This is a genomic window from Nitrososphaerota archaeon, from assembly GCA_011605775.1.
Taxonomy (GTDB): domain Archaea; phylum Thermoproteota; class Nitrososphaeria; order Nitrososphaerales; family JAAOZN01; genus JAAOZN01.
Genome location: JAAOZN010000030.1, coordinates 1 through 20,703, shown reverse-complemented (window position 1 = coordinate 20,703; position 20,703 = coordinate 1). Strand labels below are relative to the sequence as shown.

Sequence of the window (20,703 nt, the reverse complement as noted above, 5' to 3'; positions counted from 1 at the left end):
GCATGACATTGTCCTACGCTATATTCGAGCTTATCGACAATTCATCCCACGGTTAAAACCGTAGGCTTTCTTGCGAGCTTACTGTAAACATAGTCCTTCTTTCTGATCTTCTCAGCCTACTTATTATCGCCGATGAACTTTAGGGAGTCAGTACGCTAGCTCTTTAACAGCTTCACTCGTAATCTTTCCAACTTTTATAGCTTGCTTATAAAAAAGCTTATTTAAGTATGCGCGGATTGTTTAGCAAGATGGTGGTACAGATTTTAGCGGCTCGCCAAGGTGTTGTTACAGATGAGGTTAGGGAGGTGGCGCGTGGGGAGGGTGTGCTTCCTGAGAAGCTTAGAGATCGTGTTGCCCGCGGTACAGCGGTTGTTATACGTAACGGTAATGGTTCTTCTAAGCCTCTCGGTATAGGTGAGGGGCTTAGGACGAAGGTCAACGCTAACGTGGGGACGTCTCCAGATATATGTGATCTGAACATTGAAGTGGAGAAGGCTAAGGTAGCGGTCAAATATGGAGCTGATACTGTAATGGATTTGAGTACTGGGGGCGACCTAGACCATATAAGAAATACGATACTAAAAGAGGTGCGAGCTCCAGTCGGCACAGTCCCAGTCTACCAAGCTTACATAGAGACAGTTAGGAGGAGCAGAAACCCGGCTGACCTGAGCGTAGACGACCTATTCAACACTATCGAGAAGCATATGAAGGATGGTGTTGCGTTTATGACCTTGCACTGCGGTCTAACATTAGATGTTGTGAATTATTTGACGAAGCATCCTAGGCTAAATGGTATAGTGAGTAGGGGTGGAGCGTTTCTAGCAGCTTGGATGCTTCAGAACGAGAAGGAGAACCCCCTCTACACCAACTACGACTACCTTCTTGAGTTAGCGAGCAAGTATGATGTAGCGTTGAGCTTAGGGGATGCTTTAAGGCCGGGGAGCCTCGCAGACGCTAGCGACTACGCTCAGCTACAAGAGTTGGTGACCATAAGCCGCCTTGTGGAGAGGGCTTGGGAGAAGGGTGTTCAAGTTATAGTCGAGGGGCCTGGCCACATGCCATTAGATGAGGTAGAGGCTCACGTGAAGCTTGAGAAGGAGCTGTGTAGGGGCGCACCCTTCTACCTCCTTGGCCCCCTTGTAACAGACATAGCAGCAGGCTACGACCACATAGCTGCTGCTATAGGTGGCGCTTTAGCAGCTATGGCTGGCGCGGACTACCTCTGCTACGTTACACCAGCAGAGCACCTAGGTCTCCCCGCTATAGAAGATGTCCGCCTAGGCGTTATAGCATCTAAGATAGCGGCGCACGCAGCCGATATAGTGAAACTTGGTGAGAAGGCTATCAAGCACGATATGGAGTTATCGAAGGCCCGCTCAGCTCTAAATTGGGGCGCACAACTAAACCTGGGCATAGACCCAGACAAGGCGAAAGAAATACACTATCGGGTAAAAAGCAGAAGCGGCGCATGCACCATGTGCGGCGAGTACTGCACGTATCGGGTATTAGAGAAGCTCCAAGCTAAGACACCTGCTTAACCTATTTTCACGACCACTTCGGCTAACCTCCACGCTTGATAGTAGCATTGTGGGCAAATAGCGTTCAACCTGCTGTAATCTTGATAGCGTCATCCTTACATCGCCCATAACCTCAAAGGTCTCCTTTAGGAAGCGTCCTGCCCCAGTTATCCCCTAGGCAATAGGTAAAGGCATCACTCAACCTTTGAAAATCAATTAAAGATGTTACAAAGATTATTCCCTCGATTTACAGAGGCTTATATATCGGCAGAGCGGTAGAATGCCTAGGGTTTGCTATGAAGCTGGTTGCCGATTTAGCTGGTTTGAGGGTTGGGGACGCCTACCCTGTTCGTGTTGTCGGCGTTATAAACGTCAGCCCCGAATCATTCTACAAAGGCTCGGTCGCGACGGGGAGATGAGAAGATAGCCGCTACCGCTTTGAGGATGGTTGAGGAGGGGGCGGAGATAATCGATGTGGGCGCGATGTCAACAGCGCCATACCTACAGACAGAGATCTCGGTCGATGAGGAGAAGAGGAGGCTGGCTTCGGCTATTAAGGTGGTGAAGGAGAGTGTGAAGGTTCCTGTTTCAGCAGACACCACTCGAAGCATAGCCGCTGAAGCAGCTATAAAGGCTGGTGCAGAGATTATAAATGATGTTACGGGTTTAAAGGGCGACCCCAAGATGGCGAAGCTCGTCGCCGACTACGGTGTATCCCTGATTATGGTGGCACGTGAGGTTACACCACAAGGCGGGCAGCCACTCAAGAGGGTGATATCGGCGCTCAAGCAGAGCCTCCAGCTAGCTGAAGCAGCTGGTATATCTTTTGACAAGATCGCCATAGATCCGGGGATAGGCTTCTTCCGCCAAACCGAATACCCCTGGCACATCTGGGACTGCAGCGTAATAGCTAATCTAAAGAAGCTTCGAACGCTTAAAAGACCGATACACGTCGGCGTCTCTAGGAAATCTTTCATAGGCAAGATCCTGAATCAGGAAGACCCTGGGCAGCGCCTCTTCGGCTCCCTCTCAGCCGCAGCCATAGCTGTGTTCAACGGCGCCCATTTGATAAGAACACACGACGTAAAGGCAACAGTTGAAGCTGTGCGGTTAGCTGAATACGTTAGGAAAAATCTACACCCTGAAGCTTAAAGGAGACAAAAAGTTTAGCCAGAAAGTTTTCGCAAAAATACTTTGTTGAAAAATTCTTTGGGAGAGGGCGGTTGCCTTGTTTATGCCCGCTCTAGCCTCTTTGCTTTTAAATTGGGTTTTGATGCCTTAGATCAGCAAGTGCTGCCTTCGAATTGCCCTGCTCTCCTCAAAGAACCCTCTTTAGAAGCACTTTGAGCATTCTGCCACAAAGCACATCAAAGGAGTATTGGATGCTTTAGGGGAAACTCAGGGGGAAACCACCTTAAACCTCGCTAGCAACGAAACGGCGCTATGCCTCTTTCATAAAAACATCTCTACTTTTCGTACTTCAGGGCGAGGTAGAGACTCTTCGGCTCGGTCATTCGTGACCCAGCTACCTTTGCTTGAACACATCATATTTGTTGTGAGGAAGGGTATTGGGGAGAGGGAGAAACGTAACCTTTGATAGAGCAGCCTTGCTCATATATGGTTGATGTTAGGTCATTTTTCTTAACCCGCTATCCAGATGTGAGCGTTCTTCTTATATTTGTATGTGACCTACGTTATGTTGATGATCTAGGATTGGAAAGAGGGGGTTGATGGGTCTGGGTTTTGTAGCTTCGCATGGTGGTGATGCGCTCGAGTTCTGTGCAAAAGTAGGCTTCCCGGTCGACTCTGTTCTGGATTTCAGCTTAAATGTAAATCCCTATGGCCCCCCTGATAGCGTCGTAACCTCAATACTTTCTTGCATTAAATTAATCAAATTCTACCCTGAGCGCTTCTACTTAAAGCTCAGAGAAGCCATATCCGAATACGTTGGGGTCAGCCCTGAGGAGGTGGTGGTGGGGTGTGGTGTTACCGAGCTCATACACTCGATCCTTGTGAGGTTTGTGAAAAATGGTCCCGTGATTATTCCTCTGCCAACCTTCACCGAATACGAGGCTGCGGCGAAAGGCGTTGGTTTCAACGTAGATTTTGTGGATCCTGTTGGGCTAGATGTTGACCTTGAGAAGACAGCTTCATTGCTCGAGGGCGCTTCTGGTGGGTGCCTTATACTCTGCAACCCGAACAACCCTACTGGCTGGCTGCTAGACTACCGCTTTCTTTCTCAGCTCTTCGCATTGGCGGAGAGGAAGGGGGTCACTGTACTCTTGGACGAGGCTTACATCGACCTCTCTGAAGGGGGGAGGTCTTTGGCGCAGGATGCTGTGCGGTATGAGAATGTCTTTGTTTTGAGGTCACTTACAAAGCCTTTCGGTTTTCCTGGACTCAGAGTTGGCTATGCGGTATGTAGCCGTCGATCCGCAAGGGAGTTTGAGTCGACAGCGATCAGCTGGAGGGTTGGTGTGCTTGAGGAGGCTGCCGCTATCGCTGCTTTGAGGGATACCCTCTTTCTAGAGGATTCTAAGGCAAAGATATTCTCGGAGAAAAGGAGGCTTGTTGAGGGGATAAACTCGATAAGTGGGCTTAGGGCGATACGTTCCGATACAAATTTCCTGATGGTCGACCTATCCCGTAGCCACTTCTCGCCTAAGAACCTTAGATGGAGGCTTCTATCATACGGGGTAGTTATAAGAGAACTAAGCTCGGTCAGAGGGGTCAACGGACCGTACATAAGGGTCTGCGTAAGGAAGCCCGATGAGAATAAGTTCCTCTTAGAGGCCTTAAGAAACATCATTAACTCGATGGAAAAGGTTTACCCCAACAACCCTAGCTGTGATAGAAGGGAGTGCCACACATCCTCTTCGATCGACTGCCGACTATGCTTCTGCCCCTTTTACCCCTGCTTAGACACAGCAACAGGAGGTTCCTTTGTCAAGAGGGAAGGAGGGGGGCTTGTTTGGAATTGCAGCAGATGTGAGTGGGTGCACCATTCTGAAGTAGCTGAGCTGGTATTGGGACAATTGGATGGGATGGACATGAGATCATCCGATCCAGAAGACCTCCTTTCGGCAAGGAAAAGGGTGTTAGGAGTCTTACCCCCTTGATGTTTGACCCATTAATAGTGCTGCTTCTTGCGCTAGCTATTGATCTTGCTTTTGGGGAGCCGCCTCGCCGCCTACACCTCACGGTCTGGATGGGAAGGTTTATCGAGGCGACGGAGCCTCGGATGAGGCGCCTGAAAAATGAGCGGGCAGCGGGCGCGTTGTTTGCGGTTTTCACGGTAGCCTCTTTCACGACAATGGGGTTTTTAGTTTCGTTGATTTACTACTACAACTTTGTTATCTGGGTTGCCGCTTCGGCATTCTTCTTGAAGATGACGTTCGCCCTGAGGTGTATGTTCGAGCACATTAACCCCATCATTTCTTCGTTGAAAGCGGGGAACGTCGAAGGATCCAGAAAATACCTTTCGATGGTGGTGAGGAGGGACACTTCTACCCTAGATCAGCAGCATATCGCTTCTGGAGCAATCGAGACGGTTGCTGAGGGATTCGTTGACGGCTTCATCTCCCCGCTCTTCTTTTATCTGCTCTTCGGCCTTCCGGGAGCGGTGGCATACAGGGCTATAAATACGCTGGACTCGATGGTTGGATACAAGGATGAGAGGTATTTGAGGTTTGGCTGGGCCTCGGCCAAGCTCGATACTATAGCGAATTACATACCTTCTCGCCTTACTTATCTGATATTTGCCCTCGCCTCCTTTATCTTGAAGATGGACTGGAGGGGCGCCCTCAAGATAGGTAGGGTTTACCACGCTTCAACTCCAAGTTTAAACGCTGGGTGGCCTATGTCGACGATGGCTGGGGCATTGAGGGTAAGGTTGGAGAAGATCGGCTCATATACACTAGGGGAGGATTTAGAGCCCCTTTCACCCAAAAAGATCAAGGACTCATTAAACGTCTACGCGGTCTCAGCAGCCATAACAGTCCTGCTCTTCTCCATATTAATTGCTGCGAGGAGTTTCTAATACACATCTTAATTCATTTTTGGGCTTTATGTTCTCTTAGGGCTCGTGTATACATGTTGGATGAGACGCCCGCGATCAACCCTCCGATAGCGTCGTTAGAGATTGGTCCGAGCTTCTTTAAGATTCCGGGTTTCGCTTGATCAAACCTGATGAATTCAAAGATACCTTTCGCCCCAGCAATGTAACACGCTATAGCCATGCCTAAGAGTTCGTCAGCTACCAGCCCAGGGCGCCCCAAAAACCTCTCCCTCGTTAAGCCAGGGATCAAACCCGCCTTCGCGTCTTCCTCAGCTCTGAAACACGCGACGACCATGCAGGAAACATTTACATCCGATAAAGCGTCTATAAACTCCTCCTTTAAGATCCTAGCAGCCTCTTCTCTGGTTTCAACACCGGGATGAGGGACAAAAAGTTCCAACGCGGTGTCTATTAGATCTTCTAGTGAAATTCCTTTTTCTTCGAGGTATTCCAGCAGCGACATACCAAACCCTCGGTTCAGAAGCAGCATTATATACTCTTCTGTCGTGCGTCAGATAGTTTATGTTGAGGTACTTGAGGTATGACGGCTTTTATGCTTCAAACCCTTCACTTAAGTTTCTCAAATTCTTGCGTAAGCCACTCACAGTATCTATGAACGAGGGGCCAAAGTGTGCCAGATTAACATCCTTGCGCTCTTTAACTAGAATAACTTTGTTTTCTCTGAACGCTTCGGTGTTTTTCAACGGCTTTCTGAGCCTCTTATACTCCTCTGCGGTTAATTTCTCTAAAGGGGGCTCTATATTAACTAGTACCGCCTCAGGATTTCTACATACAATATCCTCATCAGAGGGGTTGAAGAATTCTCGTAGGGTATCTCTGAATATGTTTTCACCACCCGCGACCCTTACACCATCGTCTATAAATGTGAACGCGCCAGCGCTTGAAAATGTTTTATCAGCCCACAGATACTCCGCATAGACTTTAAGCCTCTTCACACCAGTGGTTCTCTCTGAAATCTTAAGCACTCTGCTCAGCAATCTTTCTCCCAGCTCCCTAGCTTCATAATTTCTATCAACCAACGCGCCTATGTCTACGATTACGTGGGATATTATTGAGTAGATGTTTGTAGGAAGTGGTATTAGATGTGCATTAAAACCCTCGCCCCTCACAGCGTCAACCACCTTATCGTGAACCCTTGACTGGAGGAAAACCAAGTCAGGTTTAACCTCTTTGAGTCTATCGAATAAAATGCTTCGGTATGTCCCTACAATCTTCTTACCCACATCGTTTAAGTACATTTTACACCAAGGGGTCACACCGACAATCTCATCCTCTAGGCCCAGCGACACAAGAGTCTCGGTGACGGCAGGGGATAGACTAGCGATCCTCATAACCTACTACTCCTTCACTCTTTTCTCGCTCCGTTGCTTAAACGTTTCCTCAACCTCTTAAGAAATATGTAGAAACAAAGCCAAAGGAAAGTTTTATAATGGTGGTTGGATGATCCATCCAACGCTGGCAGCCATGAATACGAAAATGGTATTGATATTGCTAAGTGTGGTGTTGGTAGCGGCAACAAATGGGTTTGTAGGGGATGCTTACGCTTCTAAGGAAATCACCGTCGTTGACGATCTGGGTAGGACTGTGGTTGTAACGAGATCAGATAGGATTGTGTCGATATCTCCGTCTTGCACTGAAATATTGTATGCTCTTGGTTTAGGTGACAGAATAATCGCTGTTGATAGGTACTCTGACTATCCACCTGAGGCTATCGCTAAGCAGAAGATCAGCAAGGCTATGATGCCCGATCCTGAGGAGGTTACGGCGCTAAACCCAGATTTAGTAGTATACTATCATTGGGGGCCTTCGGATCCCACCGTAGAGAAACTTAGCAGACTGGGGTTAACGGTGATAGCGGTTCGCCCATCCTCCTTAGATGACATCATTAGGGAGATCAAGTTAATAGGCAACGCGACAGGGAAATCTCAAGAAGCAGCGGTTTTAGCCTCTTCTCTAGCCCAAAGGATATACGAGATTAAGAGTAAGACGGCTAGCGTAGCTGTAAAGCCTAAGGTCTACATCGAATTCTGGTATCCGCCACCTTGGACCTTCGGCCCAAACACCTGGGGTCATCAATTAATTGAGTTGGCTGGAGGCATTAATGCCTTCGGCGACGCTAAAAAACAATGGGTTCAAACAACGGATGAGGAAGTTATAGCCAGAAACCCGGATGTTATCATCAGCCTTCTCGGCACCCACCATTATGCTTCACTTGAGGATATTAAAGGTCGCCTCGGATGGGATGTGATCTCAGCGGTTGCTAAAGGCGCTGTTTACACGGTTGACGAAAACCTATTCATTAGATTCGGACCTCGGCTGATCAACGGCTTAGAAACCTTAGCTAAAATCTTACACCCCGAGATTTTTGGCGGAGTAGCCACCTTCACATTCATACTCAACGCAACTAAATTAAAGTCTGGGGTGGAGATTTTTAACATTTCCGATCTCATGAGAGTTGACATGCTTGTAATCAAGTCGGCGGGAAACGGCACTTTAACGGTTACTATCCAAGAGACTGGACCAGAGGTTCCTACTAACCGAAAACTGGTTGGAAAATACTTAGCCATCGATTGTAGCGTTCCAGCAGGTCTGGTGTTCACGTTAAAGATACACTACAACGAAGATCAACTTAGAACATTAGGTGTCAGCGAGGACTCGCTCAAGATTTACGTTTGGGATGAGAGTAGGCAACGTTGGACGGCGACTAATAGCGCCGTAAATAAGGAGGAGGATTACGTTGAGGCTACCGTGGCACATCTCAGTTATTTTGCATTAATGGGGGAAGCTGCACCAGCCCTCTGGAACTACCCCATCCCACTTTGGCTCTACCTGACATCCTTGATAGTTGTAATAGGGGTGGCTAGCACAGCAGCTCATATGACCCATAAAAAGGGTGAGAGTGCAAAGTAATGTGTAGCGGAAAAAGCGGCGTCGAAACCAAATATTTGAAGCGATTCGCAAAGTGGACCTCCATAATCCTCGCCCTGTCCCTTATCTTACTATCCTCAATGGCCCTAGCATCTACAGTCGGACCGATGCCCATAAGCGTTGGAAACGCGTTAGGCATAATATTACATCAAGTCCCGCTCGTTGGCAATGCTGTTAAAGAGCAATGGACCACGGTGGAAGAAAATGTGGTTGTGCAGCTTAGACTCCCACGCGTAATCTCAGCCGTTCTGGTAGGTGTTGCCTTGTCGGTTGCAGGCGTCGTTTTTCAAGGCATATTTAGGAACCCGATGGCTGACCCTTACGTGCTCGGTGTGGCTTCAGGTGGCGGGTTTGGCGCTCTGCTGGCAATAGTCTCTGGTGTCGGCCTTCCATCATTAGGCTTGTTTTACGCTGTACCAGTCATGGCGTGTGTAGGGGCGTTGTCCACAATGTTCCTCGTTTACGCCATAGCGAGGACTGGTTTTGGGATCCCGGTTTTGAGGTTGTTATTGGCTGGGATCGCTGTTAGCAGCTTCTTTTCATCTCTGATCTCCCTTATGATAGCTACGGCTGGAGAAGACATACACGCCGCTTTTAGCTGGCTCTTCGGAGGCTTTCCGATAAGCAGGTGGGAATACATTAACGTAGCTTCGCCAGCGATCCTTGTGTGCTCAGCAGCTATCTACGCGTTTGCCAGAGACTTGAATGTGACGCTGCTCGGCGAAGAACAGGCGCGACACCTTGGCGTCGAGGTTGAGACCGTAAAGAAGAGGTTGATAATTCTGGGCTCGTTAATAACGGCTGTTGCAGTTTCAATAAGTGGTATTATAGGCTTCGTAGGGTTGATAGTTCCACATATAACGAGAATTCTAGTGGGCCCGGATCACCGCATACTAATACCGTCTTCAGCCTTAGCTGGCGCATCTCTTCTAGTACTCTGCGACGCGGTTGCGAGGACGATTTTAAGACCTATCGTTCTCCCCACAGGAATCGTAACCGCCTTGTTAGGTGCCCCCTTCTTCGTCTACTTGTTAATTAAAAGCGGGAGAATCACGGTGTAGGGGATAGGGGATGGTAACCTTGGATATTTGTGGGGTTGAATGTTATTACGGTTCTGTTAAGGTATTAGAGAACGTCAGATTTACAATAGGTTCTGGTGAGCTTGTAGGTCTATTGGGGCCGAACGGTTCTGGCAAGACTACTCTGCTAAAGGCTATCAGCGGAGCCTTAAGACCAAAGGCTGGGGCTGTGTATCTGAATGAAGCGGAAATATTCGGAATGAAAAGCCGAGAGGTCGCAAGAAATATAGCAGTCGTGCCTCAAAACACAGACGTAAATTTTGACTTCACAGCTTTAGATATTGTTTTGATGGGGCGACACCCCCATCTAAGCCGATTTAAGTTAGAGAGCGAAAAGGACTTAACGGTAGCTAAAAATGCAATGAAGCTAACCAATACGTGGCACCTAGCTGAGAGGCGCATAAGTGAGTTAAGTGGTGGAGAGAGGCAGCGCGTCATAATCGCTCGAGCATTAGCCCAAGAGCCCAAGGTTTTATTGTTAGATGAACCAACAACCCATTTAGACATTAACAGCCAGTTAGAAATAATGGATCTTCTGAAGGAGCTGTGTATACAAAGAGGGCTAATCCTGCTCACAGTTTTCCACGATTTCAATTTGGCGGCACGCTACTGCGACACCATAATTCTGCTAAACAAGGGAAAAATAGTTTCAATCGGAAGAGTAGATGAAGCATTAACGAGCGAGAATATTAAAAAGGTCTTTCAAGTCGACGCCGTGGTGAAAAAACACCCCCTCACCAACTCCCTTTACGTCATCCCCCTTCCGCTGAGGTGGGTAAAAGCTTCTATTAATAAGAGGTTCCGAGTTCACGTAATATGCGGAGCCGGAACAGGGGCGCAGATCATAAAAACTTTGGTTGAAAAGGGGTTTGATGTTACAGCTGGGGTTCTACACGTATTGGATACAGACTACGAAACAGCTCTGTTACTGAATATTCCAGTCGTAAGCGAGGCACCTTTCTCCCCAATTACAGAGCAAAATTATAAGGCAAACCTAAAGATGATAAGCGAAGCAAACGCTGTTGTTGTGACGTCTGTGCCTATCGGTTCTGCAAATCTACTAAACCTTAAAGCCGCAGAGGACGCCTTGGAAAGAGGTATTCCAACTTTCGTCGTCGAAGAGACACCCATCACCCAGAGAGACTTCACAGGTGGCGAAGCGCAGAAACTACTACTAGAGCTAAAATCTAAGGGAGCGACCTTCGTTAAGAGCCAAAATCAACTCTTACAGCTGCTAGACGAATTAGAGGTAGCGAAGGTGCGTTAGCCCATGAGTCAACACAAGAATACACCTACTTCGGTGCTCGAAATTAATGAGATATGTTCTAAGATAAGGGGTTTGATAGAAGAGGCTGTGAAGAAGAATCTGGCTGAAGGTATTCTGCTCTCTGGGGGCTTAGATACAAGTATTCTAGCGTTTATATCTTCAAAATTTACTTCATTGAAGGCTTTCACGGTCGCTCTAGAGGGGGCTCCAGCACCAGATCTCAAATACGCTTCACTGTTGGCTGATAAGCTAGGCATCAAACACTCCATTCATTTTATCGACGAAGACGAACTATATGATTCCATCCACGCCGTAATCAAGACTATAAGATCCTTTGATCCGATGGAGGTGCGTAACAGCGCAGCCATATATGCTGCCTTAAAGACGGCTAAAGAAGAAGGGCTAAATGCCGTTATGACAGGCGACGGAAGCGATGAACTATTCGCCGGCTACAGCTTCCTATTTAATCTTGAGGGAGGGCGGCTAAAGTCTGAGCTTGAGAAGATGTGGAGGGTGATGTCCTTCTCCTCTATCCCTTTGGCTGAAGCGCTTGGTCTTGATGCTAAGCTCCCATACCTCGACACAAATCTGAAAAACTTTGCATACAGCCTCGACCCCTCCTATAAGGTTCGAAAGGAGAGGGGAGAAACTTGGGGGAAATGGATTCTGAGGAAGGCGTTCGAAGGCATACTGCCTGATGAGATCGTTTGGAGGATTAAAACCCCTATCGAACAAGGCTCAGGAACAACAACCCTGCCAACCTTCTTTGAGCAGAGGATTTCGGATGAAGAGTTTCAAGAGAAGAGAAGGAGATATTTTGAGAAAGATGGTGTCACGGTGCGCACTAAAGAGCAGCTCTTCTACTATGAGGTTTATAGGTCAACTGTAGGTGTTCCTCATCGAGCTAAATGGGGCAGAACCTGCCCCTATTGCGGTTCAAGGGTGGAGGAGGGTGTTACCTTTTGTCGGACGTGCGGTGCTTACCCGATTTAGAGGTTATCGGAATGCTGCTGGAGGGGGTATCATGACGAAGGTTGCGGTATCTTGGAGTGGGGGGAAAGATAGCTGCCTCGCCTGCTACAAGGCTCTTCAAAAAAGGCTCGAAGTTTCCTTTCTTTTAAACTTCGTACCTAAAGACGGAAGATATGCATCACATGGGTCGAATCCGAAATTGATGGTTGCTCAGTCACAAGCCATCGGAACCCCCATCATCCAGAAGGAAGTTAGCTGGAAAGCGTATGAAGAAGAGTTTAAAACCGCAGCTAGAAAGTTGAAAGAAAATGGGGTTGATGGCATCGTTTTTGGCGATATTGACATTTATGACCATTTAGACTGGGTGGTTCGAGTGTGCAATGATGTAGGCGTCCTTTACATGGAGCCCCTCTGGCATCTCGACCGTAATCAGATCCTTGAAGAATTCGTATATGCGGGCTTCAAGGCGATTGTTGTAAACGTGAAAGCCGATATATTCGGGGCTGAATGGTTAGGAAGGACGGTTGACGGAACCTTTATAGAAGATTTACAAAAACTACAGAGCCACTACACTTTTGATATCTGCGGCGAGTTCGGCGAATATCACACACTCGTCATCGACGGACCGATCTTTAAAAAGCGTATAAATCTTCTCGACTGCAAGAAGGTGCTGAGGGAAGATCACGATAAACGCTGGATTCTAGAGGTTTCCAGCTACTCGTTGGAGGATAAGGGGCCTTGACGAGAAAGAAAATTTATGATGTGATACTGGCTCATGAAGAAGGAAGAGGCGAAGCTTTTCTGAAGAGGATCGAAGGTAAGAAGCCTCTTTTCGTCTGCGTTATTGGGAACACGGAAACAGCGAAAATCCCTGGGTTATCAGCGGCGGGAAGATATCCGGAATTAACCGAGTTTACACCAGCCGCAGACGTGGAACTGCTCTTGCTCGGCTCATGTAAGTGTATTAAAGGGGTGCCTGTAACACCGGAGGGTATACCGACCCCTGCGCTGATCACTAAGTCTGCGTTGAGGCTAGCAGACATACCAACACTTGTTGTAAGCGGAGGGGTTAAGATAAAACCGCTTGCTCCTTACCTCGAGCTAGGAGGCAGAGCAGGAGGCGATATAAGAACAGGTAAGGCTGTGGAAGATGCTGAAGAAATTTTGCTGAGAGCCAAGATCGCTGGAGAAAACCTCTCTAAGGTAGCTGAGTATCTTGTGGTCGGCGAAAGCATCCCCGGGGGCACAACGACAGCACTAGGGGTTCTGTCAGCTATGGGCATAGACGCCAAAGGGAAGGTGAGCAGCAGCATGCCAAGCAATCCGCATCACCTTAAGATGAAAGTCGTTGAAGAAGGATTGAGGGCGGCGAAGATAGAGTTCGGCGCCCTCGTCTCCAACCCCTTAAAAGCGGTTTCGTGTGTAGGCGACCCCATGATGACGACCTTTGCCGGGTTGGTCCTCGGAGCCGCGCGTAGAGTCCCAGTTTTGATGGCTGGTGGAACACAGCTGGGCGCTGTGTTAGCTGTTGTCAAAGCTTTTGATCGCAGCGTCTTAGATAATGTCGCTGTTGGAACGACTCGATGGATTATAGAGGATAAGAGCGCTGATTTAAAAGGGATAATCGCTCAAATCGCAAATATTCCCATATTAGCGGCTGATCTTGACTTCAGCTGCTCAAGATTTGACGGGTTGAGGGCCTATGAGAGGGGTTTTGTTAAAGAGGGAGTGGGTGCTGGTGGAGCAGCCATAGCCGCTGTAGCGAAGTCGAAGGGTGCGATAACAACAGCTGTTCTTCTTGAGGAAGTTGAGAGAAACTATGAGCTGTTAGTAGCATGAGGTGATGGCATGCGTAGGGAAGTAAAGAACCTGCTGGCTTTTCTCACAACGATTCCAGTAGGCATGGATGAAAACTGCTTGGTTGACGCAGCCAGCTACATGTACCTCTTTCCATTGGTAGGTGCGTTCATAGGTTTGTTAGCTGGCGTCTTCGCTTGGTCGCTCTCTCATCTTCTCAACCCCTTGATCGTCGGAGTTTTAACTTGGGGCTTCATTTTACTGATCAGCGGGGTTAATCACGCTGACGGGCTGCTCGACTTTGGAGACGGCTTGGTATATCAAGGAACATCGGAGGAAAAAATCAAGGTTATGCATGACCAACAGACTGGGGTTGGTGGGTTTGCGCTGGGCTTAGTGACGTTTTTAGCGACCGCTCTTTGTATAGCGGGGCTCGATCAAAAGCTTGTTATTCAAAGCTTGGTTGTGTGTGAGACCTGCGCTAAACTTGGCTTGGTGTTTATGGCTCGGCTTGGGAGGTCCGCGCACAGAGGTATGAACACCTACTTCGTTAATGCGATGCACGATCGGCATCGCAACATACGCTTAATAGCCGCTCTATCTATAACATTCGGCATAGCGCTACCCCTTTTGGGTTTAGCTGGTTTCATGGCAGTAATCGCTTGCTTAACCACAGCTTTCGTTCTCACCGTCCTTTCTAACAGAAATTTTGGAGGGGTTACAGGCGACGTTTTTGGGGCGAGTAATGAGCTCTCACGCCTAAACTCTCTTCTAACAATTTTGGTGGTATCTAAATGGGTGTAACCGCATTGTTGATGGCAGGCGGCAAAGGCACAAGATTGAATATTATGGGAGAGAAGCCATTGCTAGAAGTGGGTGGAAAACCTATGATACAACGTGTACTCGAAGCTTTGAAAGGCGCTAATAAGGTTGAGGATATTATTGTGGTTGTGAGTAAGCACACGCCACAAACAGCTGCTTTTGCGCATAAACAAGCTTTAAAGGTTTTACAAGCACCCGGAAGAGGCTTCTGTTCAGATGCAAAGTACGCTGTCAAGAAGTTGAAGCTTGAGACGGTTCTTACGATATGCGCGGATCTCCCTCTGGTTACGAGCAAATTCGTAGACGAAGTCATAACTTTTTACGAAAAATGTAAAAGACCGGCGTTAACAGTCGTGGTTCCGCAAGAACTTTACGCGAGGTTTGGGCTCAGCTTCGATTATGTTTTTAATGATAATGGGAAAAGCCTGATTCCAATAGGTGTAAACGTAGTAGATGGAAGAAGGATAGAAGAAAGATATCTAGACGAAGAAATCCTCCAAATAGATGATGTGAAAGTGGCAGTAAACGTCAACACCTTACAAGATATGAGAATAGCTGAAGACTTCCTCCGTAGGAAGAATAGTGAAGAAGGTGCGTAGACTAGTGGAGGCAGCCTCCCAACACTCAAAAACGATGAGCTTTGGTTACATTAAATGCTTTCTATTTGAGTTGCCTTTCTCCCAGACAGCAGGTATAAGTTGGAGGTAACAATGATGTTTCGATAAGGTTTGAGTTTTGCCAGCATTCATGACCCCCAGAAAGTAACACCGCAACCTCCTGTCAAGCATATTTCAGATATTATGGTGTGCCTCCTGTATTTGGTCTTATCCGGAATCCCCGCTTCGATGAAAGCTCTATGTCTATTGACACAAGATTCACAGCTGCCGCACTGCTCGTCGCCCGACAGATAGCAGCTCCAAGTTTCAAAGACGAGTTCACCTACGTGTTGGTAACCACGCTTGAGGTTCTCAGCTTTCGTTAGACCCTCTCGTGCTGGGCTCCAGATTTCGAGCTTCAGCTTGCCGACAGGGAAGTGAGCGACTTTAGTGACTTCTTCAAGCGCTTTAGCTGTCTCAGGTGTACAGTCAGGATACAGCGGCTCACCAGTATCTTGTGATATCTTGACGTCATCCAGATGTGCACCGTATATGACGACATTTGCACCGATGGACAGCGCATACGCTGATGCTATGGATAGGAAGATAACGTTGCGGATAGGGACTACGACGGTCGGCTTGTACTCTTGTTCTACGCCTACGCTGTCGTCTGTCAGCTGCGTACCTTTCCAGAGCTCTTTCATGAACAAGATGTCAACGACGATAGGTTCTTCGAAACCTGCTATACTGCACAAATGTTTTGCTATGTCGATTTCCCTACGTCCTTTCTGACCGTAGTCAAAAATAAGGGGGTGGATGACGTAGCCTCGGGCTTTCCACTGAAGCGTGTAACTGAAGCTGTCTACACCACCGCTCAACACCGCAACACACTTCTTTACTTCCACCACATCCACCTCTTCTCGATGGCTTTGAACAACGTGGCTCCAATGAAGTTGACGATTTGCTCACTGACTAGTAGCATCGGAAACGTGGCTAGCATCGTCAGCCCAAAGAGCTGGTTCAGCATGTAGGACACAGCCAACGGTATGATCACAGCTATCACTACACCACAGACGTAATAATCGTACTTTGGTATCGGTTTCGCAGCTAAGTATCCGAGTATCCCAGCAACGAGGCTCATGATAGGCATGAAGACAAGCTCCCAAAACCCGACGAATGGGCTAAAGACGTTGCCGACAACCACACCTATCGCGTACCCGAACACCAGTATCCACTTTTTGGCGATGGCTGGGCGAAGTATCCCCGCTACCCTGAACTGCAGGGCTTGGAATGATATCGGTTGGAAGATTATGACGAGCACTGCATAGAGTGCTGCCCATACCGAGACCAACGCTACGTCTTTTGCCCTCCTACTCTCGTTCTCCATACACACCACCTCCATTTTGGAGTGGCAGGTTGATTTCCCCTTCGGCTGCCTTATCATCTGAAGGCTCGCCACATCTTGGGTGACAGCGGAGCTCATCCCGCCACGATAGAGTATGCGCTCGTTGGATATTTATAGTGTAGATGAGATTTGAGCAATGTTTTGTCAACGCTTACACCCTGCAGCGTGACACATAGCGAATTCTAATGACTGAAGGTTGGTATATTCCTTGGGATGATGAGTTATGTATATTAGTGGGCTGGCTTGGTTAAATAGAGTGGGGATGTGCACCCTTATCTTCTTGTACCGCATAGTGGATGGCTTCCCGATAGTCGCTATGCATAATAGGTATGCTCCCTCTGGTTCCCATGAGGCGCACCCAACTGTTGTGAGGGGTTCTTTCAAGGTTTACTGCCCTCTAGACACCAGCTCGAAGGGAACGTGGATAGGATTCAACGAAAGGGGGCTCTTCGCGGCGGTAACGAATCAAGATACAGGTGGGGAGTGCAAGGTTTATAGGAGTAGGGGGCTTCTCATCACCGACATCTTGACATCCTTCTCTAAGGCTAGGGATGCGCTCTCTTACATTAAGAGGGAGCTTTTGAAGGGTCATTATAAGAGGGGTAACTTCATATTAGCGGATTCGGAGGAAGCTTACCATCTGCTTCACGATGAGAGGGTAGAGGTTGAAAATATCGATCCAGGGATACAGGTCTTCACAAACCTAACTGTTAGGGGTTGGGTTAGGGTGGATGCGGTTCCGCAAGAGCTGCTTAAGTATGTGGAGATGAGGAGAAGGAGGGCGTTTGAGCTTGCATCGAAGCTTAAGCCTACAAGCGTAGATAGCATCATATTGGGGCTGAAGTCGATAGCTTCGGATCACGGCGGCGAGGCTGGTCGCGGCTCCATCTGCTACCATAATGGTGTTGAATCCTATATGTCGTCTTCAACGATAGTAGCGGTTTCCGAAGATCTGCGCGGCTCTAAGATCCTGTATTGTAGGGGTAACCCTTGTGAACACGAGTTTGTAGATTATACCCATATACTGCGTGACGTAGGTGTTGCTGAGCTTTCGGCGAAAAGCGGTAAGCTCGCTGGTAAAAGAATAGCCCTATGCGTAACTGGGAGTGTAGCATGCATCGAGTCGCCGAAGCTCGCTAGGGAGTTGAGGAGGCACGGGGCAGATGTCACCTGCTACATGACACAAGCCGCATTAGATTACGGCGTAAGTCCTCACCTGATGCAGTGGGCAACAGGGAGACCGGTTACCCACAGACTAACCGGTGTGTCAGAGCACCTCGAAGACTACGATCTCGTAGTAGTGTACCCCGCAACCCTAAACACAGTAAATAAGATAGCTCAGGGGTTGGCTGATGACGCTGTATCAACCCTATGCGCCTCAACACACCCAACAAAACTATTGATCGCACCAGCCATGAACCTCAAACTCTACAGCAACCCTATTCTCACGGAGAATATTGGGAAGCTGAGGGGGCTCGGTGTAACTGTGGTGGAGCCGCGTATCAGCGAGGGAGCAGCTAAGGTCGCTGCTGTACAAAGAGTGGTCGATCAAGCAATTAGATGCTTAACAACCAGCAGGCTTAGAGGGAGAGGCGTGCTCATACTCAGCGGCCCAACTAGATACGACCTCGACCCAATAAGGTACATATCGAATAAATCCACTGGTAGGCTAGGATACTGGCTCGCCAAAGAAGCGTTCCAAAGAGGCTGCAACGTCAGAGTCATATATGGTCCAGGGGACGTAACCTACCCAAGCCACATACAGCTCACAAGCGTCTACACCGTTGATGATATGCTGAGTGAGACCCTAAACGAGCTCGAGAAAGGAATCTACGAGATAGCGATATTCTCCGCAGCAGTACTAGACTTTAAGCCAGCCACATACTGGGAAGAGAAGGTCAGATCAGGATCCACGTGGCACATAGAGCTTAAACCAACACCCAAGATCATAGAAGAGGTCTCCACCAGATACCCAAACCTGACGATCGTAGGCTTTAAGCTCGAATATAAAGCTCAGAGAGAGGAGCTCACAATGAGGGCCGAAGAGGAGCTTAGGAGGGTAAGAGCATCACTAATAGTGGCGAACGACCTCTCGGAGATCAGCGGAGAACACCACAACGCCCTCCTTGTGAGCCGTAGAGGGCTCGTCAAAGACTTCCATGGAACCAAGGAGGAGCTGGCGAGAGAAATCTTCGACCTCCTCGAAGAAGAAATCTAAGAAGTTTACTAAAAATTTTTCAGCGACACGCCTCCCCCACACGTTCAGATAAGTGCGCATCTTCCCTTTGCCGTGGATGTTCGAAGCTCAGCCATAGGCTTTGCATATACCCGCCGTGTTCAGCTGTTCTAAAATAGATAGAGTTAAGTAGGTATAAGCCACATGCTTTGGTAAGAGCGCGGACTGTCGGGTGATGCGGAAACCCTTCAGATGGAGGGGCTTCCTCCACACAGATGACCCCAGGCTGGAAACGGCTTGGGTGCGGATGCGTGGAGCGGGTTCGACCTGACTGGGTTGGAGGGTGATGCCGAGCCCCCGAAAGGGGGACAAGACCTGGTGAAGACCAAGAGCTATCTAAGTCCACCAAAGACAACATAGCTCAGAACCCGAAAACAACCCCCTTACCTTCTTCCCAGCCTTCTGCTTGCTAGGAATTTCGGGTGGTAGATGTGGTCTAGGGCCGTTCCTTTCGCCTCTCTAATCTTCATCCACTCGATGAGCTTCTCGTATTTTCCGCCTGCGAGTCCCTCTGCAACCAAAGCGTAGCCTTGCGCCGTCTCTTTGACTACCTTCGCTCCAGGCAGCCCCTCTAACCTCCTAACAGGGGCTATGCTACCTAGCTCACTAACCAACCAGTCTTCAACATACCTTATCTTCGTCAACCTACCTGAGATCAGTATTTCTCTCGGGTTGTGAACAGATGCTTTCATCGAGTAAACTGCTTTTAAGACGCTTTCAGCCATCGCCCTCCAAGCCAACTCACACCTCCCATCGGTTTGAACGCTATCGATGAGTTCCTCTGGTGTTGCTTTGCCAGATATTGAGGCGCATCCGCCTGTGAATAGATCCTCCTTCCTCCACTCCCCAACGAGCTGCGCTAGCTCCGCATCTAGGCTGGAGATGGTGAGGAAGCCTGGTCCGCTCATAGTAGTCCCGCCTACACCATCGACGATCCTACCACCATCCACCGCTAATACCGCATTATACCCGAAGCCCATTTCGACTTGGATAAACGACACCTCTGAGTAGGGTATGCCGAGCCTCCTCGATTGATCGTAGACGCCAAGAACCGCGGCGCACATCTTGTCAGCTGTGCCTAAGTCGATCTTATTCACCTTCCTATGCTCAGGCACCGTAGGTAGATGGATAACAGCTGGTATGTAGCAGACCGGCCACCCTCTGCGCTTCATCTCGACCGCGGTCTTAGCCATAGCATAGTAGATTAGAGCGCCGAACACCCCTCTCTTAACCGCCTCCTCCACACCCCCCTTCTCCGCTAGAAGGATGTGTCTGTAGTACCAATCCTCCAGCGAATCCTCAGGTAGATCACTCAGATACGTTAACTCGATACCGTAGCCAGAGGGGCCTACGATAAGATCTAGTGGCATCGCCTCCTCAACCGCCTTGATCAGAAGATGCGGGCTCTTAGCGGCCTCTTCCGTGCTGACTACCTTCTCAAAGTAGACTTCGCCGTCTTGCAGCGCACAAACATCCATACTTTTGGTGCCAGGGTCTATGCCAGCAACTCTAACCAAAGCGATATCAAGTGTGATGCGATCTCCTTATAAGGGTATTCTGAAGTAGGAGAAATATATGAGTAAGCTGCCACCTGATCTGCTGGAAAGGGTTGTCGACATACAGTATCTTATACCTGAGAATAGGCTCTTCTTACCAAGGGTTGGTGTGAGGAATCTGAAGGCTCAGTTGAAGGTCTCCTCGAAGCGTGGGGTTATGCCTCTCTCAGCCACAATCGACCTATTTGTGGATCTGCCGCGTGATATGAAGGGTGTAAACCTATCTCGCCACCCCGAATCCTTAATCGAAGTATTAGAACCTAGATTATTGAAGGTGCCGAGGATTGAGGAGACGTGTGTGAACGTGGCGGTTAAGCTTCTCGAGAAGCATGAGTATGCGAAGAGAGCCGAGGTTAGGTTAAAGAGCGATTACTTTGTGGAGGCGCGACCGCCTCACTCCGATTACACCTTCAGAGAACCCTGTAAGATATACGCTTCAGCCGCAGCTGA

Annotated in this window: 18 protein-coding genes and 1 pseudogene; 14 read left to right on the top strand and 5 right to left on the bottom strand. The window is 48.6% G+C overall.

The annotated features are described in order from the left end of the window. Positions 1-260: 260 nt before the first annotated feature. The 4 genes and pseudogenes from thiC to HA494_02640 all read left to right on the top strand — a co-directional run bounded on the left by thiC (position 261) and on the right by HA494_02640 (position 5,556). Positions 261-1,538, top strand: a complete 1,278-nt coding sequence (thiC, locus tag HA494_02655) for a phosphomethylpyrimidine synthase ThiC (GenBank protein ID NHV96676.1) — start codon at positions 261-263, stop codon at positions 1,536-1,538. Positions 1,539-1,813: 275 nt separating this feature from the next. Continuing rightward, positions 1,814-2,669: pseudogene (folP, locus tag HA494_02650) on the top strand (dihydropteroate synthase). A 578-nt stretch (positions 2,670-3,247) separates the two neighbouring features. After that, positions 3,248-4,636 carry an aminotransferase class I/II-fold pyridoxal phosphate-dependent enzyme gene (locus HA494_02645; protein NHV96675.1) on the top strand — a complete coding sequence of 463 codons (1,389 nt, stop codon included), beginning with the start codon at positions 3,248-3,250 and terminating at the stop codon, positions 4,634-4,636. After that, positions 4,636-5,556 carry a cobalamin biosynthesis protein gene (locus HA494_02640; protein NHV96674.1) on the top strand — a complete coding sequence of 307 codons (921 nt, stop codon included), beginning with the start codon at positions 4,636-4,638 and terminating at the stop codon, positions 5,554-5,556. Before HA494_02645 ends, HA494_02640 begins: the two co-directional genes overlap by 1 nt. A gap of 13 nt (positions 5,557-5,569) precedes the next feature. On the opposite strand, the gene HA494_02635 is transcribed toward HA494_02640, so the two are convergent. Both HA494_02635 and HA494_02630 read right to left on the bottom strand, forming a co-directional pair. Continuing rightward, entirely contained in the window at positions 5,570-6,037 is a 468-nt protein-coding gene (locus HA494_02635) for an alpha-ribazole phosphatase CobZ (protein ID NHV96673.1), read from the bottom strand. Positions 6,038-6,125: 88 nt separating this feature from the next. Next, positions 6,126-6,926 (bottom strand): ABC transporter substrate-binding protein, encoded by an 801-nt coding sequence (locus tag HA494_02630; GenBank protein ID NHV96672.1) that lies wholly within the window; start codon positions 6,924-6,926, stop codon positions 6,126-6,128. Positions 6,927-7,098: 172 nt separating this feature from the next. Between HA494_02630 and HA494_02625 the strand changes: the two genes are divergently transcribed. From HA494_02625 to HA494_02590, 8 genes are read left to right on the top strand one after another with little or no spacing between them, the layout of a single operon-like run. Continuing rightward, complete coding sequence (locus HA494_02625; protein ID NHV96671.1) at positions 7,099-8,505, top strand: cobalamin-binding protein; 1,407 nt, start codon at positions 7,099-7,101, stop codon at positions 8,503-8,505. Beyond that, the gene (locus tag HA494_02620) at positions 8,505-9,584 is read left to right on the top strand and encodes an iron chelate uptake ABC transporter family permease subunit (GenBank protein NHV96670.1); all 1,080 of its coding nucleotides are present in this window, start codon (positions 8,505-8,507) and stop codon (positions 9,582-9,584) included. Before HA494_02625 ends, HA494_02620 begins: the two co-directional genes overlap by 1 nt. Before the next feature lie 10 nt (positions 9,585-9,594). Next, complete coding sequence (locus HA494_02615) at positions 9,595-10,869, top strand: ABC transporter ATP-binding protein (protein ID NHV96669.1); 1,275 nt, start codon at positions 9,595-9,597, stop codon at positions 10,867-10,869. 3 nt (positions 10,870-10,872) lie between these two features. Further along, the gene (locus HA494_02610; protein ID NHV96668.1) at positions 10,873-11,862 is read left to right on the top strand and encodes a hypothetical protein; all 990 of its coding nucleotides are present in this window, start codon (positions 10,873-10,875) and stop codon (positions 11,860-11,862) included. A gap of 31 nt (positions 11,863-11,893) precedes the next feature. Then, on the top strand, positions 11,894-12,583 hold the full coding sequence (locus HA494_02605) for a diphthine--ammonia ligase (GenBank protein NHV96667.1): 690 nt from the start codon (positions 11,894-11,896) through the stop codon (positions 12,581-12,583). Beyond that, positions 12,580-13,680 (top strand): TIGR00303 family protein, encoded by a 1,101-nt coding sequence (locus HA494_02600; GenBank protein NHV96666.1) that lies wholly within the window; start codon positions 12,580-12,582, stop codon positions 13,678-13,680. Before HA494_02605 ends, HA494_02600 begins: the two co-directional genes overlap by 4 nt. Positions 13,681-13,689: 9 nt before the next feature. Then, positions 13,690-14,442: an adenosylcobinamide-GDP ribazoletransferase gene (gene cobS / locus HA494_02595; protein NHV96665.1), complete on the top strand. Its 753-nt coding sequence runs from the start codon at positions 13,690-13,692 to the stop codon at positions 14,440-14,442. Next, a complete protein-coding gene (locus HA494_02590; GenBank protein NHV96664.1) occupies positions 14,433-15,059 on the top strand; it encodes an NTP transferase domain-containing protein in 627 nt (208 codons plus the stop codon). The genes cobS and HA494_02590 overlap by 10 nt, the downstream gene beginning before the upstream one ends. 146 nt (positions 15,060-15,205) lie before the next feature. Here the strand turns inward: HA494_02590 and HA494_02585 are convergent, their stop codons facing one another. Both HA494_02585 and HA494_02580 read right to left on the bottom strand, forming a co-directional pair. After that, positions 15,206-15,970, bottom strand: coding sequence for a 7-cyano-7-deazaguanine synthase (locus tag HA494_02585; GenBank protein ID NHV96663.1), 765 nt, complete (start codon positions 15,968-15,970; stop codon positions 15,206-15,208). After that, entirely contained in the window at positions 15,952-16,539 is a 588-nt protein-coding gene (locus HA494_02580; protein NHV96662.1) for a QueT transporter family protein, read from the bottom strand. The genes HA494_02585 and HA494_02580 overlap by 19 nt, the downstream gene beginning before the upstream one ends. A gap of 202 nt (positions 16,540-16,741) precedes the next feature. Between HA494_02580 and coaBC the strand changes: the two genes are divergently transcribed. Beyond that, entirely contained in the window at positions 16,742-18,679 is a 1,938-nt protein-coding gene (gene coaBC / locus HA494_02575; protein ID NHV96661.1) for a bifunctional phosphopantothenoylcysteine decarboxylase/phosphopantothenate--cysteine ligase CoaBC, read from the top strand. Positions 18,680-19,080: 401 nt separating this feature from the next. Here coaBC and HA494_02570 read toward each other — a convergent pair whose 3' ends face one another. Further along, entirely contained in the window at positions 19,081-20,214 is a 1,134-nt protein-coding gene (locus HA494_02570) for a DUF1464 family protein (GenBank protein NHV96660.1), read from the bottom strand. Between the two features lie 58 nt (positions 20,215-20,272). On the opposite strand from HA494_02570, the gene HA494_02565 reads away from it, so the two are divergent. Then, the coding region (locus tag HA494_02565) for a GTP cyclohydrolase I FolE2 (GenBank protein ID NHV96659.1) at positions 20,273-20,703 on the top strand (431 nt) is incomplete at its 3' end.

What these genes read in the sequence shown, in the direction of transcription:
- HA494_02645 (NHV96675.1), top strand. Translation starts at nt 3,248, where the DNA reads ATGGGTCTGGGTTTTGTAGCTTCGCATGGTGGTGATGCGCTCGAGTTC.
- HA494_02640 (NHV96674.1), top strand. Translation starts at nt 4,636, where the DNA reads ATGTTTGACCCATTAATAGTGCTGCTTCTTGCGCTAGCTATTGATCTT.
- HA494_02635 (NHV96673.1), bottom strand. Translation starts at nt 6,037, where the DNA reads ATGTCGCTGCTGGAATACCTCGAAGAAAAAGGAATTTCACTAGAAGAT.
- HA494_02630 (NHV96672.1), bottom strand. Translation starts at nt 6,926, where the DNA reads ATGAGGATCGCTAGTCTATCCCCTGCCGTCACCGAGACTCTTGTGTCG.
- HA494_02620 (NHV96670.1), top strand. Translation starts at nt 8,505, where the DNA reads ATGTGTAGCGGAAAAAGCGGCGTCGAAACCAAATATTTGAAGCGATTC.
- HA494_02615 (NHV96669.1), top strand. Translation starts at nt 9,595, where the DNA reads ATGGTAACCTTGGATATTTGTGGGGTTGAATGTTATTACGGTTCTGTT.
- HA494_02610 (NHV96668.1), top strand. Translation starts at nt 10,873, where the DNA reads ATGAGTCAACACAAGAATACACCTACTTCGGTGCTCGAAATTAATGAG.
- HA494_02605 (NHV96667.1), top strand. Translation starts at nt 11,894, where the DNA reads ATGACGAAGGTTGCGGTATCTTGGAGTGGGGGGAAAGATAGCTGCCTC.
- cobS (NHV96665.1), top strand. Translation starts at nt 13,690, where the DNA reads ATGCGTAGGGAAGTAAAGAACCTGCTGGCTTTTCTCACAACGATTCCA.
- HA494_02590 (NHV96664.1), top strand. Translation starts at nt 14,433, where the DNA reads ATGGGTGTAACCGCATTGTTGATGGCAGGCGGCAAAGGCACAAGATTG.
- HA494_02580 (NHV96662.1), bottom strand. Translation starts at nt 16,539, where the DNA reads ATGAGCTCCGCTGTCACCCAAGATGTGGCGAGCCTTCAGATGATAAGG.